General features: G+C 37.0%; 15 protein-coding genes. 5 read left to right on the top strand and 10 right to left on the bottom strand.

The annotated features are described in order from the left end of the window. Positions 1-96 precede the first annotated feature (96 nt). Positions 97-1572 (top strand): ketol-acid reductoisomerase, encoded by a 1476-nt coding sequence (gene ilvC / locus GR929_RS09565; protein ID WP_159519147.1) that lies wholly within the window; start codon positions 97-99, stop codon positions 1570-1572. A gap of 73 nt (positions 1573-1645) precedes the next feature. On the opposite strand, the gene GR929_RS09560 is transcribed toward ilvC, so the two are convergent. The 5 genes from GR929_RS09560 to pyrE all read right to left on the bottom strand — a co-directional run bounded on the left by GR929_RS09560 (position 1646) and on the right by pyrE (position 4717). After that, positions 1646-2011 carry a DUF6686 family protein gene (locus GR929_RS09560; RefSeq protein ID WP_159519145.1) on the bottom strand — a complete coding sequence of 122 codons (366 nt, stop codon included), beginning with the start codon at positions 2009-2011 and terminating at the stop codon, positions 1646-1648. A 168-nt stretch (positions 2012-2179) separates the two neighbouring features. Further along, entirely contained in the window at positions 2180-2782 is a 603-nt protein-coding gene (locus GR929_RS09555) for a LuxR C-terminal-related transcriptional regulator (protein WP_235934234.1), read from the bottom strand. Next, positions 2779-3477, bottom strand: coding sequence for a hemerythrin domain-containing protein (locus GR929_RS09550; protein WP_159519144.1), 699 nt, complete (start codon positions 3475-3477; stop codon positions 2779-2781). Before GR929_RS09550 ends, GR929_RS09555 begins: the two co-directional genes overlap by 4 nt. 86 nt (positions 3478-3563) lie before the next feature. After that, entirely contained in the window at positions 3564-4013 is a 450-nt protein-coding gene (locus GR929_RS09545; RefSeq protein WP_159519142.1) for an SRPBCC family protein, read from the bottom strand. Between the two features lie 71 nt (positions 4014-4084). Continuing rightward, positions 4085-4717 (bottom strand): orotate phosphoribosyltransferase, encoded by a 633-nt coding sequence (gene pyrE / locus GR929_RS09540; RefSeq protein ID WP_159519140.1) that lies wholly within the window; start codon positions 4715-4717, stop codon positions 4085-4087. 35 nt (positions 4718-4752) lie between these two features. Between pyrE and GR929_RS09535 the strand changes: the two genes are divergently transcribed. Beyond that, positions 4753-5379, top strand: coding sequence for an NUDIX hydrolase (locus GR929_RS09535; RefSeq protein WP_159519138.1), 627 nt, complete (start codon positions 4753-4755; stop codon positions 5377-5379). On the opposite strand, the gene GR929_RS09530 is transcribed toward GR929_RS09535, so the two are convergent. Genes GR929_RS09530 through GR929_RS09520 form a run of 3 tightly spaced genes read right to left on the bottom strand, consistent with a single transcriptional unit; the run spans position 5367 to position 9530 of the window. Further along, positions 5367-6806, bottom strand: coding sequence for a peroxiredoxin family protein (locus GR929_RS09530; protein WP_159519136.1), 1440 nt, complete (start codon positions 6804-6806; stop codon positions 5367-5369). The genes GR929_RS09535 and GR929_RS09530 overlap by 13 nt on opposite strands. After that, positions 6781-7263: a pantetheine-phosphate adenylyltransferase gene (coaD, locus tag GR929_RS09525; protein ID WP_159519134.1), complete on the bottom strand. Its 483-nt coding sequence runs from the start codon at positions 7261-7263 to the stop codon at positions 6781-6783. The genes GR929_RS09530 and coaD overlap by 26 nt, the downstream gene beginning before the upstream one ends. A 47-nt stretch (positions 7264-7310) precedes the next feature. After that, positions 7311-9530, bottom strand: coding sequence for an APC family permease (locus tag GR929_RS09520; RefSeq protein ID WP_159519132.1), 2220 nt, complete (start codon positions 9528-9530; stop codon positions 7311-7313). A 139-nt stretch (positions 9531-9669) separates the two neighbouring features. On the opposite strand from GR929_RS09520, the gene GR929_RS09515 reads away from it, so the two are divergent. Both GR929_RS09515 and GR929_RS09510 read left to right on the top strand, forming a co-directional pair. Next, the gene (locus GR929_RS09515; RefSeq protein WP_159519131.1) at positions 9670-10389 is read left to right on the top strand and encodes a glycosyltransferase family 2 protein; all 720 of its coding nucleotides are present in this window, start codon (positions 9670-9672) and stop codon (positions 10387-10389) included. A gap of 10 nt (positions 10390-10399) precedes the next feature. After that, positions 10400-12271 carry a hypothetical protein gene (locus tag GR929_RS09510; protein ID WP_159519129.1) on the top strand — a complete coding sequence of 624 codons (1872 nt, stop codon included), beginning with the start codon at positions 10400-10402 and terminating at the stop codon, positions 12269-12271. A gap of 371 nt (positions 12272-12642) precedes the next feature. Here the strand turns inward: GR929_RS09510 and GR929_RS09505 are convergent, their stop codons facing one another. After that, positions 12643-14085, bottom strand: a complete 1443-nt coding sequence (locus tag GR929_RS09505; protein ID WP_159519127.1) for a hypothetical protein — start codon at positions 14083-14085, stop codon at positions 12643-12645. After that, positions 14085-15773 carry a hypothetical protein gene (locus tag GR929_RS09500; RefSeq protein ID WP_159519125.1) on the bottom strand — a complete coding sequence of 563 codons (1689 nt, stop codon included), beginning with the start codon at positions 15771-15773 and terminating at the stop codon, positions 14085-14087. Before GR929_RS09500 ends, GR929_RS09505 begins: the two co-directional genes overlap by 1 nt. Positions 15774-15977: 204 nt before the next feature. On the opposite strand from GR929_RS09500, the gene GR929_RS09495 reads away from it, so the two are divergent. Next, positions 15978-17453: a glycosyltransferase gene (locus tag GR929_RS09495; protein ID WP_235934232.1), complete on the top strand. Its 1476-nt coding sequence runs from the start codon at positions 15978-15980 to the stop codon at positions 17451-17453. Positions 17454-17504: the final 51 nt, after the last annotated feature.

Here is a 17504-nt window from a genome sequence, read left to right as displayed (position 1 = left end):
AAAAACATGGTTTTTTACTCGACTTTCTGCCGATTATTCTTTTGCTTTGTATTCTGTAAGTTAAAAATCGATTAGAAACAAATAAAATCATTAACAATGGCAAATTATTTTAATACACTTCCTTTGCGCTTGCAATTGGAACAATTAGGAACCTGCGAATTCATGGATCAGTCAGAATTCGCTGATGGTGTAAAAAAGCTGGAAGGTAAAAAGGTTGTTATCGTTGGTTGTGGCGCCCAAGGATTAAACCAGGGATTAAACATGCGTGATTCTGGCTTGGATGTGTCGTACACCTTACGTGAAGCGGCAATCAAGGAGCAGCGTCAGTCGTATAAAAATGCGGTTGACAACGGTTTTAAAGTTGGCACTTACGAAGAGATGCTGCCCGCTGCCGACTTGGTAATCAATCTGACTCCGGATAAACAGCACACGAATGTAATTAAGTCGGTTATGCCGTTGATGAAAGAAGGAGCTACGCTTTCATACTCACATGGATTTAATATTGTTGAGGAAGGTATGCAAATTCGTAAAGACCTTACGGTTATAATGGTTGCTCCAAAATCTCCGGGGTCTGAAGTACGCGAAGAGTACAAGCGTGGTTTTGGTGTTCCTACTTTGATTGCCGTTCATCCGGAAAATGATCCCAAAGGTGATGGATTTGAAATTGCAAAAGCTTACGCTGCTGCTACAGGTGGTCATAAAGCCGGTGTACTTCGTTCTTCTTTTGTGGCTGAAGTAAAATCAGACTTAATGGGGGAGCAAACAATTCTTTGTGGGTTGTTGCAAACCGGTTCAATTTTGTCATTCAATAAAATGATTGAGAAGGGAATCGAACCTGCTTATGCTTCAAAATTGATTCAATATGGATGGGAAGTGATAACCGAAGCATTGAAGCACGGTGGTATTACCAACATGATGGATCGTTTGTCGAATCCTGCAAAAATCAAAGCTTTTGAGTTGGCTGAAGAGTTAAAAGACATTATGCGTCCATTGTTCCAGAAACATATGGATGATATCATGTCAGGCGAATTCTCGAAAACCATGATGGAAGATTGGGCGAACGATGACAAGAACTTGTTGACCTGGAGAGCTGCAACAGGCGAAACTGCTTTCGAAAAAACGCCTGCATCTGATGAGGAAATTAGTGAGCAGGAATATTTCGATAATGGCGTGTTGTTGGTTGCCTTTGTAAAATCAGGTGTTGAGTTGGCCTTCGAAACAATGACAGAGGCCGGTATCAAAGAAGAATCTGCTTATTACGAGTCGTTACACGAAACTCCGCTGATTGCAAACACGATTGCCCGTAAAAAATTGTTTGAAATGAACCGGGTGATTTCTGATACTGCAGAATATGGTTGTTATTTATTCGACCATGCTTGCAAGCCATTGTTGGGCGATTTCATGAAAAAAATTGAAACTGATGTGATTGGTGAAACTTTCGGCGAAGGTTTTGACAACCATGTTGACAACAAAAAACTCATTGAAGTGAATGCTGAAATTCGTTACCATAACGTTGAAATTATTGGTGAGGAATTGCGTAGTGCTATGGCTGCAATGAAAGCGATTTACTAGATTTTTATAATTAATACGGCAAGGCTCTATCGAAAGATAGGGCCTTTTTTATAGTCGTTTTTAATGAAAAAAACTAGTTTAGAATGATGCTTTTAATCGAACTAATTGACCGGAGGTTGGCAAATCGGCTAAACGTTTTGTTTGATGCTGAATCTTGAGCAAGAAAGCTATTAATCAACTCAATTAGTTCGATGATCTCTTGTTCTGAAAGTAAAAGTTTTACGCTGGTCGTGGCAAAAGGAATCAGGATTTTTCTTCGGTAATTGTTTGCTAAAATTTCATTTTCAAAATGATTGGAATTCACTGTGTTTAGATACCCCAGAAGCTCTTGAAGCTTTTTCGGTGATTTAAAATCCATCCCAATATTTCCAAACTCAAGATGAATTTTGTTGCATGTGTTGCAAACAAATAGTTGTCCGTTTTTGCTGACCTTTTTCATATACACTATTATTGGTATGTTTTTATTGCAAAGTTCGGAGTTCGCATAAGATCGGCATACTCTTGTGCACTTGTAATTTTATACGCACGTTTCATCCGACTTCGTTTCGCTCTCGTACAAAATTGAAAAAGAACAGCTGAGCAATCAATCCCTAAATGTTGGGGTTTTTCAGATCAACTCTTCGGGGTTGATATCTTGAATATCGAGCAGGTTGTTCATGATGGCATACACAGTCAATCCGGATATGGATTTGATGCCAAGTTTTTCAGTGATGTTTTTTCGGTGAGAGATAACGGTATGGATACTAATGAATAGTTTCTCGGCAATTTCTTTATTGGCCAATCCAACTGCAATTAGTCTGATCACTTCTTTTTCCCGAACAGTTAATTCTCCATTGTCCGAATTTCCGTTTTTCTTTTTTGCTCCTGCTTGCCGAATGATCTGGATCAGCTTTTGAATTTGCATGGAAGATGAAAATTGATTCAGCTGATAATCTACTGAGTCGTTCTGTTCCAAAACCTGATCATCATTGTAAAAGCCCACCAAGTATACATCGTTATTCTTTTTGAGTAGATCGACTGCTTTTGAGTTTACCTCAGTCTGAGCTTCCAAAATCAAAATAATAGAGCTGTTTGTAATTCCGGTAAATGAATTCAAATCTTTTGTTGAATTCAATTGGGTTATTTCCATTTTGAAATAATCCTGCAGAATTAACGACAAGCCCTTTCTGATAATCTCTGAGCGATGTATTATGAAAACATTTTCTTTCATTTTCCCAGTTCCTTTTCAAACTCCATTACTTGAACAATTAAAATGTGATCTTCAATTCGGGCATGATCGTTCAGGTCGTTTTCGAATTGAAAAAGAGCCGTTAAAAATTCGTTCATGGTATTGTCCTCATAGTTTGGACTCAGATGACGGATGATCAGATTTTTCAAGTCGCTTAATTTCACTTCAACATTGGTATGTTCGTTTTCCAGAACTTCAATGGAGGATCCGTCGCTATTTAGCGTTTTCTCTTTGTACAGGTTAATGATATATGGAAAAACCTTCTCGTCTTCTAAGTTTAGGTGAATTAAAAGCTCAGCCTTGTATTTCTGATAGAACGAGTTGATCATTTTTAGGCTGGAACAATCTTCAGTGCAGCTTTCGATAACTTTGTTTAATAACCGTTCAATTTTTGGTAAGACATATTCAATATAGTAGCGGTGCGTGTTTTTCAGATATTCAATTATCAGAAGCGGTGAAAAGGATAGCAGTTCAGCTTCCGGAAAATAGCCTTCGTCAGTGTAGGTATTAACAATAGCCAGAAAAAAATCTGTGTGAATCTTGTTTTCAGTACAAACTTCATCAATCGATTTTTCCTTGAATCCCAGCCGGATTCCAAAACGATTAATGACTGGTAGCAGGTTATAGTTTGCACCAATTAAGCTTGACATCTTGTCTTCTTTCCTAAATAATTCCATGACGACTTTATTTCTTTATTGACAATGATAACAGTTTAAGACCTGATAAGGTTAAAGAAGTTGTAATTTTTCATCAATAGCTCCGATTAGCGATAGGGGAGTTGAGCCAACATGTTGGCCAATTGGTTAATTCCCGCTTCAAGCTTTTTGCCGGCCATCATTTTAATCATCATCCCCATTTCTGCGTGCAAAGTCAACTTCATTTTTGTTTGCGAAGGCGTTACAGCCATCAGTTGAATCCAGAATGTAATTTCTACCGGAAGCTTGCCCGAACTTTCTATTTTTATTGTTTTAAAAGGCTCTCTGTTCACAATTCGGATCTCGGATTGTCCCATACCTGTAATATTAAAACGACAGGAATCATTGTCTGACTCAAAGTCAGTAACCTTTATTTGAGGAACTTGTTGACTAACTTTTTCTAACACGCTTTCGTTTAGGTAGTGTGAGAAGTTATCGAAATTGGACAAATAGTTAAAGACCACTTCTTCGTTTTGATCGATAAATTTGATATCGCTTGTGTACTTACTTAGTGCCATAATTTTTTCTCCAAAAAAAATCCCCGGAATGTGTGTCCGGGGAATAATGATATGTTGTTAAAGTAATTTACTTATTTACCCCACTCGGATGGGTTTCGACGCCACTCATTTAACGACTCAATCTGCGATTGTTTGATTTCGCCTGATTCCAAAGCCACTTCTAGTAACGTTTTGTAACGGCTTAATGTTGTCAGCTCAATTCCTGCTTTTTCAAAGTTCTCTTTTGCAAGCGGGAAATTGTATGTGAAAATAGCCATCATTCCCAAAATCTCGCCTCCAAAGTTTGAGATTGCTTCAGCTGCTTTTAAGCTACTAACTCCAGTTGAAACCAAGTCTTCAATAACAACCACCTTCTGGCCGGCTTTTAAGTCGCCTTCAATAAGGTTTTCCAAACCATGATTTTTAGGAGTTGCCCGAACATAAATAAAAGGCAAACCTAATTCCTGAGCTACCAACATTCCATGAGCAATAGCGCCGGTTGCTACACCTGCGATTACTTCTGCATCTGGGTATTGTTCTTTTATCAGTTTTACAAACTGATCTCTGATAAACGTGCGTGCTTCGGGATATGATAAAATCTTTCTGTTGTCACAGTAGATAGGAGCCTTCCACCCTGATGCCCATGTAAATGGGTTTGATGGTTGAATTTTTATTGTGTTAATTTGTACGAGTTTCTTAGTTACCTCTACATAAATGTCTTGCATAATGTTAATTGTTTTATGACTGAATTTCACGGCAAATGTACAAAGTTTTTTTGAATGAACATCAGCTGTTTTGGGATGATGAAATCGATTGTTCATCTAATGGTGATGTCATTAATGTTGTTGAAATTGAGGACGTTGTCGATGTTTTCAAACTTTTTTCAAAATTGGAGAGCAGTAAATGTGTTGTAAAACTGATAATTATCAGTAAAAACGGTCAGAATTTAATGCAATTGCTTAAGAATAATATAACACAGATACCTGCTGCCGGAGGTCTTGTTATCAATAATAAGCAAAAACTATTAATGATTAAAAGAATGGGCAAGTGGGATTTGCCCAAAGGCAAGATTGAGAAAAATGAATTGCCGGAAGATGCAGCAGTTCGAGAGGTCGAGGAAGAGTGCGGTATTGGTAAACTCAAAATTACTCATCAGTTACCATCAACTTTTCATTTATACCGTTCGCCCTACATCAAAAAGAAAAATAACTGGGTGCTGAAAGAAACACATTGGTACGAGATGACGTATTCAGAACAAGAAAAATTAGTGCCTCAGGTTGAGGAGCAAATCGAAGAAGCTCGTTGGGTTTCATGCGATGATTTGCAAAAGTTTTATCAAAATACGTATGGTAATTTGCAAGATTTACTAAAGCCTTACTTGCCCTGATGGCGTAATTCTTCTATCCTTTTTTGTTTTAAGAGATTCAAAAATCGTTGTTCAAAACCATCGAGTGGATTCGGTGCTGGAGAGAAAACCAGCTTCCCTTTTTTATCAATAAGGTAAGCCATGGGGAAAGTACTTACCTGATATTCATCTGCTGTTTGCTTATCAACAATAAAAAAATCACCCGCCCATTCTTGTTGTTGTATCAGTTCTTTTTTACTGGCTTCATCCGGCATAATCAGGTTTAATATGTGCAAGTTCTGTTGCAGGAGAGCCGACGACTTTTTTAGTTGATCTAAATGCTGACGACAGATTGGGTTTGCCACTCGAGTAAAGTTCAGGTAAACGTATTTGTCATTAAAGTCAGTCAGTTGATACTTTACACCATTAAAGTCCGTCATGTTGAAGTTTGGTGCCTCAGTTCCAGGTTCCAGATAAGATATTTTCTTTTTAAGTCTTTGAGCAATCTCTTTTTTTGATGTTGCCCAGTCGCTATCTTGTATTTTATCAAGCAGGTGCTTTATACTTCGAGGCGAGAACTGCCCCTGTTTATAGGCGTCCTTAATGGATTGTAAAATAACCAAACGGCTCAGGTTTTTATCCCAGCCATTGTTGGTCATGAAATGGTCTTCGATGCCTGAAAGCTTGGCTTGCGCTACCAACCGTTTAAACTCAGTGCCCCGAATTTGGTTGGCTTCAAAAGCGAAGTAATCAGAAAAAAGTTGCGTGAATAACCGGGCGCATGGCGGAAGATCAAGATTTGGTTTGTGATTGATGAAGTACTTTTGGATTAGTTCGCCCGGTTGCTCACGTTGCAAGGCAAATTCGGCGAAGGCAATTCTATAGAATTTGTAATTTTCAAAATAGCTGTTTCCTGTTTTTGGGAAGCGTAACGTCAGGTGATTTTTCAATGAATCGACGGCAGCTTTCGATTGGCGATGATATATTTCGTTGAAATACTTGGTTTCCTCCTTTAGGTAAGCCAGTTCAAATTGTTGAATCAGTCTGTTCAGTTCAGTGGGGTCGTTGCTCTTTGTGGCAAAAGCAAGTTCATCGTATTGGAAAAAGGGGTTTCTTTTTTGTGCAGGCGAAACTCTTTTTAGGGGTGGAAAAATCAATTCGTAACTTTCGCCGGCCTGCAGATAAATGGAGGCTTGATAGGCGTCAAATTCAGCTTCGGCATAGGTGGTTTCCGTTAACTCAAATGTTGAATGAAATGATCCATCAGCACCAATGTTAAGTGAAGTAATTGCTTGTTTCGTCTCCGAAATAGGATCGGTTGTTTGATAAATGTTAATTGTATAGCCGGCGTAATCATCAGCCAATCCTGAAATAGTGGTGTTTTGTTGGGCAAACGAGAAACAACAAGTACTGATCAGGAAGATGAAAAAAAGAAGGAGTTTTTTAAGCTTCATCTTTCTTAAATTCATTCATGTTTAATTTTTGTGGAAGAAACATACTGGCATCGCCATCGTGTAGAATAATATCGCGAACAATGGATGAGTTTACAGGAGTATGCTCCGGTTTTGTGAGTAGGAAAACAGTTTCCAGTTCAGGATGCATTTTCTTATTTACCTGAGCAATTGCTCGTTCGTATTCAAAATCGGATGAGGTTCGCAGACCTCTTAAAATGTATTTGGCATCAACCAGTTTGCAAAAATCGACCGTTAAGCCTTCATGACTTTTTACCTCTATTTTGGGTTCATCGTCAAATATTTGATTGATCCATTTCATGCGTTTCTCCAATGGGAAAAACGATTTTTTATTTGAATTAAACCCGATCATGATAACAATTTTATCGAACAAGGGTAAAGCTCTTTTTACAATGCTCTCGTGTCCAATGGTAAATGGATCGAACGAGCCTGGAAATATTGCGATGCGCTCCATAGTTTTTCGTCTTTTGTATCATCAAATATAACGGTAATTCTTTGGAATTATTCGATATCCTTGGCCTTATTGGCACTTACAAATAGAATGTTCCCCAAGTCAACGTAACCATCAAAGAACTCAAAACTTCCTTTAAGCATCTCATTTCTAAAGCCAATTAGAGTTAAGTCGGCGTCCTCTGAGTATGTCGAAATTACATTTTTACGACTTCCTTTTTCGTAGGGAACCATTTCAATATTGGAGGGACTGATTGGCAGGCGTCCTTCTTTTACCAGATCCAGTAGTTGCTGGCGTTTGTCAACCACATCTTCTTTAGGGAATAAGGCAAAAATTTTGATGACTCCTTTTTTCCAATCCGGGTGTCCAAGGATAATATATCCCAGCAAAATCATCAGATTGGCATTTTCAAAATCATCAGGACGAATCCAGATGTGCAGTTCTCTTTTGTACCCAAAGCTTTTGTATGAGGTATTTAAAATGCAAACATCAAATCCGGCCGATTCAATCATTTTGTAATTGGGAAGTATTTCTTTTAAGGTTTCCGGTTCGGTGCGCGAAAATTCAAATAAAATCAAATTATTCCCTTTTCCTGAAATGCCGGAAAGCTGCACTACTTGTGCAATAGCCGACGTATAAGAAGGAGATATAATGGTGTCGAGGTACACCCTATTTTTGCTGCCGTGTGAGAGGTTGATTAATCGTTTCAGAGATTCTTTCGAGGCCTGGTTGGTTTCTTCGTTGAGGTAGCCTTTGATAAAATGAATATACGTACCAAACCCATATTTATACGAAAGCCAGCGCATCACATCAAAGGCGCTTCTACGTTTAAAAGTATCGTGCGAAATGCATACACCAAAAGGACGCCAGCTAACTTCACGGTCTTCTTTGTCTGCCCGCTGCGCAAATATTTGCAACTGTCGGCTCAGTTGAAAAACCACACCTCTAAATAGCTTATTTAATCCGCGTCTTTCCTTGCTATGGTAGGTGATAATGAAGTAAATCATGGCCATAATAATTACCGAAAAGGCTGCATATAGCATATTCATTTGAAACATGATCCAGAAGGAAAAAATGGCACCAATTAATGAAATATACCATTTGCTGCGGAAAGTTGGCCGATAGGCCGGATCGGCTGCAAAATGCTCTAAAAATGAAACCATGCAAATAGCCGCATAAGTAACCATGAAAAACATGGAGATAATTTGAGCTACAAAGTTGATATCGCCAATCGCAATAAAAAAGAAGGCGATGATGATGGTGACAATTGAACCATTGATAGGCTCATTGTCGGCTTTTTTTCCTTTGGCAAACCAACGGTTCAGCCATTTTTGAGGAAAGATATCGTCGTATCCGATAGCTTGTAAGGTTCGTGGAGCAACCATAATGGATCCCAGAGCCGAACTGAGTGAAGCTGCTGCTAAACCCACCGGGATAATGGGACCCCAAATAGCAATGCGTTGCATAATCAGCTGATCAGCTACCAATTCTTCAGGACTGGCAGAAATGGTGAATTTGTAGGCAGCAGCAATGTACACCAACATGCCGACAATTGTTGCCCAAAGAGTTCCGCGAGGAATTGATTTTTTCGGATCTTTTAAATCACCTGATAAGCCAAGCCCTGCGGCCAGGCCCGTAAAAGCGGGAAAGATGATCGTAAACACAAAAAAGAAATTCAGGTTATTGGGGATATGTGAATGAAAATGTACTTCGTGTGGTTTTAGCGGAGAATCGCCAATAAAAAAAAACACCAAAGAGGTTAACAGAATAGCGACTACAAAATAGAGCGCTTTCATGCCCATATTGGCACCTTTGGCTAAAATAATAATGGATAAAATCGCCATTGAAGGAATCGAGATCCACCTACGGTCTTCAATTCCCAACTGATAGTTGTCGTTTAAAAAATTAATTACCGGTTCAAAAGCTTCACCAAAAGCAATAACATAAAAGGCCACAGAAATGGCTTGTGAGAAAAATAAAGCCAAGCCAATAGCTCCACCGATATTAAACCCAAAGGAACGCGAGATGATATAATAAGCCCCACCTCCCTGTACCCGCTGGTTGGTTGCAATTTCGGCCACAGCAAAAGCGGTAGGGATGGTGATGATGTGACCGATTAGAATGATGCCGATTACTCCCCAAAATCCGACCTGTCCAACGGCCCAGCCGAAACGCAAAAAGAGGATTGCTCCCAATATCGTGGACAATGCTGTAAGAAAGACCGGCATGGTGCCGAACTTAGCATTCGAATTCACAAACGATTTAGCCATGCTGTAGTTTTTTATCAAAGTTAAAAGATCACGGGAGAATTCAAAAGCCAGAGGGCCTTATTTGAATTTGAGAAATACGCGCTGAAACGTGTTATTTTTTCTTAGATTTGCTACTCGTAAACTACTAGCACGAAATTAAATGAGCCAGATACTTTCGATTATTATTCCGGTTTATAACGAGGAAAAAACCATCACGCAGCTTCTGGATAAAGTTGTTGATGTCGAATTGAAATTTGATTTTACGAAAGAAATGATCATCGTAAATGATTGTTCTACAGACAACAGTGTTGAAGTTGTTGAAAAATACATCGAGTCTCATCCAAAAGTTGACATTCAGTTTTATCAGCAACCCGTAAATATGGGGAAAGGAGCGGCCTTGCATCGAGGCATCAAGGAAGCAAAAGGTGACTATTTGATTATTCAGGATGCCGACCTGGAGTATGATCCCAGAGAATACAATGATCTGCTGAAGCCGATTGCTGAAGGCTTTGCCGATGTGGTTTACGGCTCACGTTTTATGGGCGGAAATCCACATCGCATTTTGTTTTTCTGGCATTCTATTGGAAACAAATTGCTTACAACACTATCGAATATGTTTACCAACCTGAACTTGACAGACATGGAAACCTGTTATAAACTTTTCAGGGCAGATATGGTGAAAAGTTTGGATTTAAAGGAAAATCGATTTGGATTTGAACCGGAGGTTACAGCCAAAATTGCCCGCATACCAAAAGTTCGGGTTTATGAAATCGGGATTTCTTATTACGGCCGTACATACGAAGAAGGAAAGAAGATCAATTGGCAGGACGGTTTTCGTGCCTTGTGGTGTATTTTGAAATATAATTTATTTACAAAGTAGTGTTTTCAAAATGGATAAAAAGATTGAGAAGCATAGTCTCTATATCTTCTTTTCAGCCTTAGTTTTATTACAAGTATTTTTCATTCTTTTTAATACTGGAACCTATGGCGGTGCAGATAATATAACACATTTTCAAACAGCTAGGTATTCAATCAATCATCCAAAGTTATTGTTGGATTTGTGGGGTAAACCTATTTATACAACTTTGCTAACTCCTTTTACCATTTTGGGGTTTAAGGTTGCAAAAGGGTTTAATCTGATTGTAGCTATTCTGTCCCTCATGATTGTTTATAAGTACACCATTTCAAAAGGATTCTCGGTTATTCCCTCAGTATTTGTCTTAATACTGACAGCATTTGCGCCCGTATATTTTTTGTTAATGAATAGCTGCTTAACTGAGATTTTGTTCAGTTTCATTCTTGTTTCTTCTGTTTATCTGTTTTATAAAAACCAGTACTTGCTTTCAGTCGTACTGATTTCTTTTATTCCATTTGTAAGAACAGAAGGTTATGTTCTTTTTCCGGTCTTTGCAGTTGCCATTATTCTGAGGCGTCAATTTAAACCGATTTTGTTTCTTTTTACAGGCACTGTTTTATATTCTTTTATCGGATTTCTTGTGTTTGATGATCCTTTTTGGCTGATCAATAAAATGCCATACTCAATGGGAGACAGTATTTATGGAAGTGGCAGCCTATTCCATTTTGTTAAGAGCAGTCATTTTATTTTTGGTATCCCATTCTTACTTTTCTTGGTAACTGGATTGTTTGTTTGGACTATCGAAATATTTAGAAGTAGGTCATTTAATCCAGTAAATATTTCATTTTACATCGTAGTTGTGGGTAGTTGGCTGGGCTATTTTGCAGCGCACAGCTATGTGTGGTGGAAAGGTACTGGAGGTTCGCTTGGTTTGACAAGGGTTATTGGCGCAATTATACCAGTTGCTGCAATAACTTGTGTTGAAGGGATCGGTTTTCTGGATCGGAATTTAAAGAGCAAACGCTTATATAACTCTATCTTGATTGTTTTTGGAGGCCTACAGATATTTCTATTATTTACTCAAAATAGGGTTTTAATTAAAGCAGATCCGACTGAGCAATTAATAATGAAATGTGCTGATTACATACGATTTAATCATGAAAAGAAGAAATTCTTCTACTTTAATCCAGTATTGACCCACGAATTAAATATCGATCCTTATGATATCAATCAATGTAATTGGGGAGTAGGAGATAAACAGCAACCGTCAAATTCAATGAATTGGGGGGATTTATTGGTTTGGGATGCCCATTTTGGCCCCAACGAAGGAGGAGTTCAACTTGAAACCTTGGAGATAGACCCAAATCTTCAAAAGATCAAATCGTTTTATCCTCTTGAAAAAGTAACTGTTTTAGGCGGTTATGACTATAGTGTACAGTTATTTAAAAAATCAGCTATGAAAAATGATTCTATTGTGTTATCCGACAATTATCAGAAAACGTTAAGTTTCGAGGGCTATAAAGATGAGAGAGTTCGGGAAGTTGATGGATTCAAGGCGTGGGAATTAGATAACAGTCAGGAGTATAGCCCGACTATACGTTTAACACCGAATGTGTTGCAGCTTTATGAAACTCTTGAAGTTGAAGTGACACTTGATTATAAGTCTTTTCAAAAATTAAGTACTGAAGAAGTTTTATTGGTTTTTTCGGTAGACAAGGAAGGGATTAATTTACGTTATGAAAATGTTGATTTGGTTTCATCTGGTGGTGGTTGGGAGGAGCTGAAATTAAATGTAAAAATGTCCACAAGAATTCCCTCGTCATCAAAGATGCAAGTGTATGTTTGGAACAAGGATAGAAAGCATTTGCTAATGAGGTGTTTAAAGGTCTGTTTAAAAAGTTATTGAATAAAATAATCAGTTTTTAATTCGCTTGATAATCTTTATGTCATCGAAATGGGCAGGTTGCTGACGACTATTCAAACGGTAAATTCTGAAGTCTTCATGTTTAACGTTTTGGGTATACAAAAACTTAACTTCAGTTTCATCCAGCCTGTCATCTTATTAACATTTGTTTTGCTGTTTACCATATAAGACCCAAGGCTATTACTTGGTAATATGGGCTTTGGGGTTTTCACCAAAAGCACCAAACGCTGACTAAGGGGATATATACCATCTAATCGAAATTAATTGTTGAGTTTAATGGGCTATCTGCACTTAATTTAATTTTTTCGTTAAAAAAAGTGACTCATAGGATGTCCATTGTTTTTGTTGTAAGTCTATTTTTGTTCAAGAAGCCACCTGTCGTCACTAAATTTATAAGCAATTTTGAAACGTGGCTCAAGCAATTCGTAATCTTTAGCGAAAATATAATAATATTCAGCCGAAGTAGTAATATCTATAGCGTAATCATAAGGTTGCAAGTCTATCCATGGTGTTTTTTTAGCATCAGAATAAAAGTAGAAGGAAGGATGAAAGAACCAACTTGTCTTTAACGATAGCTGTTCTTGATCTTGATTCCTTTTCTCTTTTAAGAAGTCAATTACTTCGAGTGTATTCTGATCATAGTACCATTCCTTTACCTTTTTTAGTGAAACCCTATGCGATAAGTTTACCAGAAAAATAAAGCTAATAAAAATTGCTATTGTTCTTTCTATCGATTTTTGTTTGAAACTTGGGATTAGTCCTAATACACAAGCAAAAGATGTAGATGCTAGCGGAAGAAAAAGCAATGCTGTTCTTCCGTTCAAGTTGGGAGTTCCTAATATTTTAGTTTGAATAATATTGATGGTTGCTGATAGGAGTAGCAAGGCGGTAGTTATGAGTGTTGAATAGTAATGGCTGTTGGGTGATTTATTGTTATTAAATATTCTAAGTAAATAGTAAATATTGATAATGAGAACTAAGAAAATTAATAATGCCCAAAAATTGTAATTTATAGTTGAAAGAAAAGTCGAGTCGTACCACCAGTTGATTATAAGTGATTTAATTGTTTCCTTATAAAATCCATTTGATGTCCAATACTGAAATTCATCTGTACTGTTCATTTTTAAAATTGGAGTCAGGATAAGGGCGAAGTAGGCGAGTGAAATGAAAAAAATGATTAGCGAGGGTTTTATTATATTCATCAAGTTTTTATTATCCTTAAAGAAAAAATAAAGCCAAGCTATTATCGATGTTGCTGCCCAAAATATCAGCGCCGAAAAGTTTGCATATGAAGCCAGAATAGAAGAACATAAACCCAGCCAAATGAACATCGTTTTCTTATAGCGAAACCCTTCTATTAAAAGCCAGATCGAAAGAGTGACCATTGTGGTAGAAATTGCATACCCCCTGCACAGTCCAAAAAAATCTAGCCAATATGGATTGATAAAAAGCATCGCTGCTGGCAACCAAAAATAGGAGTGAGGCTTTATAGTAAGTTTTAATATTCGGAATACCCCATAAGCAAAACCAATGAAGCTTAACATACTGGGTAAACGGATAGCCCATTGTTCCTTTCCAAAAATAGCGATACAGTATTTTGCTAATAATGTATTTAGAATATGATTATTAGGAATATTATCCGGATACATCATAATCTGCCAAAAACTAAAATTGGAATAGAAAAAGACAGTTGGAACCTCATCGGTAGTTACAGGAACATGGATGACTTTGTAGAGAATGATTAAGAAAAAAACGCCAAACAATACTATGAATCCATATGTATTAAAATACCGCATTATTCTATTGTGGAGGATTTAGTGATGTTTGGATTGCTTTCACCTGGATTAGAGATAAACAACTGTAGAAGACATTCTCCATTGACAGGGTTTTCAAACAGTAATTTTTTTTCTGCGTTGAAATTGCTTCCCGTTTCACGAAGTTTATCTATAGTCTTATTATATAAATCTTTAGTATTCTTTTCAAGATAAATATATACAGGAATATTATTGTCGATTATCATTTTCGAGTTAAATGGTTCTCCCCAATATCTGAATTGCCCATCCCACGTTGTATATTGATAGGTTGTTGGATACATTCGTGCTAGAATTTTTGTGTAATTTGCCTTTAACTGATGAGCTGACCATATTATGCTGAACTGGAGTGCGTATTCAGTAAAAGGACTTCCATAATCCTGAGATACAATTACCTTAATACTTTCATCTTCAAAAGTGCTTGCATAATTCTTAGTTTTCACTCTGGCTGCAAGCTGTTTTTCAAATGCACTTGATGTGAATTCGATTGTTTTAAATTGTTGTAAAAGTGTCCAGACTAGGAATACCGAAAGAACAATTACTTTGGCAGGTTTGAAAATTTTGGCTGGTATATAGTCTTTTAGAATTTCAATGAACAAGAAAAGTAGCAATGGCGTAAACATGAGGGCTGGCATGAAGTACCTGGGGGCGTAATGTTTTCCTGAAATAATTGTTTGAGCAAAAATGCACAACAAAATCGCAGTTGCAAGGATGATTTTATTGTTGACCCTACCTTGCCGTTTAGTCCTTCTCAAAATTTCAAGGATAATAATCGTCAATAATGTTCCAATGACGAGGATCGTAAAATGAGGTTGTAATGACGCTATCTGTTTCAGGTTTTCAATAAACTGAGCTATATTGATGACGTTTTCTTGTCCGGTTCCATATTGTCCACTATGTATGAAAAGTGCCTTTGTCCAATTCCAAAACTTCTCGAGGTTTAGGGTAACCGGAAGCGCAATAATCAAAAAGAATACGAATGACATTACAATTGTTGTAAGTTTTTTTTTCAATCCCTTGACAATAATAATTGGAATTATCCAAATTGGAATTAATGTGAGTTTTATGGATATGCCTACAGCCACAAAAAAGCTTAAAAGAATTAAATCATTCCTTTGATATTGTTTCTTGTTATTGCTAATGCGTCCAATAAAAAAAACCGTTAACCCAATTATGGGTAAGGGTAATAGCAGTTCGGGCACTATTCGTCCGATAATTTCATACAAAATAACCGGAATGAGAGGAATCGTTTGGACAAGCAAAGCATCTAGTACAGATCTAGTTTTGTTTAATACATACTTCCCCGCAACGTGAAGAGAGATGGCTATAATGGTAGTGATACTTATATTCACGATAGAAAGATAAAGGTCAGAGTGTGACAATACATCTGCGATGTATCCATCTGGGTTATCTCGAAATAACCATGTACTTCTAAAAATCAAAGCAATCAAGTATTGCAAAGGTGTACCAGGATGATCAATGTGGATGACTTTTAGAAAGCCTTCAGATATGTTCAGACCAGTCATGAAATATACGTAGTCTGGGTCAATGGATCGTAATGAAGGAGCTTCAAGAATAAGACGAAAGTAAAGTCCCGCAAAAAAATAGAACAAAGGGAATATCAGGATTAATAAGTATTTTGCCTTTACAGAAGATTGCAGAAGTTTCATCATATTGCGTTTCGACTTAAAATAGATGATGATATTTGATAGATTTAATATACTCGTCTTTCTATTGCTCTTCAAAAATAAAAATAAAAGCAATGCGTTGCACGATTAAAAAATAAGTAATATCCTATTTTAAGAGGATTGTTAATAGCCGCTAAATAGTAATCGTATATTTGAACTTCAATAGCTTATTAAAGAAGTTTTATATTTTTGCACATTGTTTTACTCTGTGATCAAACTGTATTAGAAATGGATATATATCAAAAAAAGAAGAAGGATTTAAAAGAATATTTCGATGCCGCAGCGGATAGCAGAATAAGATATCGAAAGAGTAAAAGCTACTACTGGGACAACATCACCGATTATTGTAATTTTTTCATTAGTTCAACATCTTCTGTTTTAGAGGTCGGATGTGGAACCGGAGAATTGCTCGCAAAGATAAATGGCAACGAAAAGACCGGAATAGATTTTAGTGAGAGGATGATCAGCGAAGCTCGAAGCCAGTTTCCATCATTGGAGTTTATTTGTATGGCAGCTGAGGATATAACCTTGAATAGACAATACGACGTAATTATTCTTTCTAATCTTGTTGGTTATTTGCCGGATATACAGCAAGTTTTTGAGCAGTTACATAGAGTATGTCACTGCAATACAAAAATTATCGTGACCTATTACAGCGCTTTTTGGGAGCCATTTATCAAATTCGCAGAACTAATTGGGATTAAAAGAAGAGGTCCTAAGCAGAGTTGGATATCTTCAAAAGACCTTTCAAATCTATTGTATTTAGCAGATTTTGAGACATACAAGCAAAATACATCAATGATTTTTCCATTTTATGTCCCGTTGATATCAACTTTTCTGAACAAGTTTATTTCGCGACTTCCTATTTTTAATTGGTTTGCATTGAATCAATATACATTTGCTCAGCCATTTATAGAAATTGATGAAGAAGAGGTAAAAAGGAAGTATTCAACAAGTGTTTTAATTCCTGCTCGCAATGAAAGCGGAAATATTGAAAACGCTATTTTGCGAATGCCAGATTTTGGTAAGCATATTGAAATTATTTTTGTTGAGGGGAATTCAACGGACGATACGTGGGAACGGATTCAGGAAATAAAAAGGAAATATAGAGATTCATTTGATATTAAAATATTGCAGCAACCTGGAAAAGGTAAAGGAGATGCCGTTAGAGCTGGTTATAGCATTGCTTCTGGAGATATATTGATGATTTTAGATGCAGATCTAACTGTACCACCCGAACAGCTTCCTAAATTTTACAGTGCCCTTGCTCAAAACAAGGGTGGTTTTATTAATGGTACTCGCCTAATTTATCCTATGGAGAAAAATGCCATGCGTTTTTTGAATACCTTAGGAAATAAATTTTTCAGCTTAGCATTTAGCTGGCTACTAGAACAGCCCATTAAGGATACTCTGTGTGGGACAAAGGTGATGTTTCGTGAAGACTATTTAAATCTAGCAGCTAACCGATCTTATTTTGGAGATTTCGATCCTTTTGGAGATTTTGATTTGCTTTTCGGAGCCTATAAACTCAATTTGAAAATTATCGATATGCCTATTCGCTATCAGGAGAGGATTTATGGAGATACCAATATTTCTAGATTTAAACATGGACTATTGCTTCTGAAAATGTGGTGGTTTGCGTTGTTTAAAATCAAGTTTAAATAATGGGATAATAGGATGTTTTCTGTGTTATAGCACTCTGTCTATCTCCAAACT

The sequence above is a fragment of the Sunxiuqinia indica genome (genome assembly GCF_009847015.1).
In the GTDB taxonomy this organism is placed as follows: Bacteria; Bacteroidota; Bacteroidia; order Bacteroidales; family Prolixibacteraceae; genus Sunxiuqinia; species Sunxiuqinia indica.
The sequence above is the reverse complement of the archived record's forward strand: the minus strand, read 5'-3'. Positions and strand labels throughout refer to the sequence as shown.

What these genes read in the sequence shown, in the direction of transcription:
- ilvC (WP_159519147.1), top strand. Translation starts at nt 97, where the DNA reads ATGGCAAATTATTTTAATACACTTCCTTTGCGCTTGCAATTGGAACAA.
- GR929_RS09560 (WP_159519145.1), bottom strand. Translation starts at nt 2,011, where the DNA reads ATGAAAAAGGTCAGCAAAAACGGACAACTATTTGTTTGCAACACATGC.
- GR929_RS09555 (WP_235934234.1), bottom strand. Translation starts at nt 2,782, where the DNA reads ATGAAAGAAAATGTTTTCATAATACATCGCTCAGAGATTATCAGAAAG.
- GR929_RS09550 (WP_159519144.1), bottom strand. Translation starts at nt 3,477, where the DNA reads ATGGAATTATTTAGGAAAGAAGACAAGATGTCAAGCTTAATTGGTGCA.
- GR929_RS09545 (WP_159519142.1), bottom strand. Translation starts at nt 4,013, where the DNA reads ATGGCACTAAGTAAGTACACAAGCGATATCAAATTTATCGATCAAAAC.
- pyrE (WP_159519140.1), bottom strand. Translation starts at nt 4,717, where the DNA reads ATGCAAGACATTTATGTAGAGGTAACTAAGAAACTCGTACAAATTAAC.
- GR929_RS09535 (WP_159519138.1), top strand. Translation starts at nt 4,753, where the DNA reads ATGTACAAAGTTTTTTTGAATGAACATCAGCTGTTTTGGGATGATGAA.
- GR929_RS09530 (WP_159519136.1), bottom strand. Translation starts at nt 6,806, where the DNA reads ATGAATTTAAGAAAGATGAAGCTTAAAAAACTCCTTCTTTTTTTCATC.
- coaD (WP_159519134.1), bottom strand. Translation starts at nt 7,263, where the DNA reads ATGGAGCGCATCGCAATATTTCCAGGCTCGTTCGATCCATTTACCATT.
- GR929_RS09520 (WP_159519132.1), bottom strand. Translation starts at nt 9,530, where the DNA reads ATGGCTAAATCGTTTGTGAATTCGAATGCTAAGTTCGGCACCATGCCG.
- GR929_RS09515 (WP_159519131.1), top strand. Translation starts at nt 9,670, where the DNA reads ATGAGCCAGATACTTTCGATTATTATTCCGGTTTATAACGAGGAAAAA.
- GR929_RS09510 (WP_159519129.1), top strand. Translation starts at nt 10,400, where the DNA reads ATGGATAAAAAGATTGAGAAGCATAGTCTCTATATCTTCTTTTCAGCC.
- GR929_RS09505 (WP_159519127.1), bottom strand. Translation starts at nt 14,085, where the DNA reads ATGCGGTATTTTAATACATATGGATTCATAGTATTGTTTGGCGTTTTT.
- GR929_RS09500 (WP_159519125.1), bottom strand. Translation starts at nt 15,773, where the DNA reads ATGATGAAACTTCTGCAATCTTCTGTAAAGGCAAAATACTTATTAATC.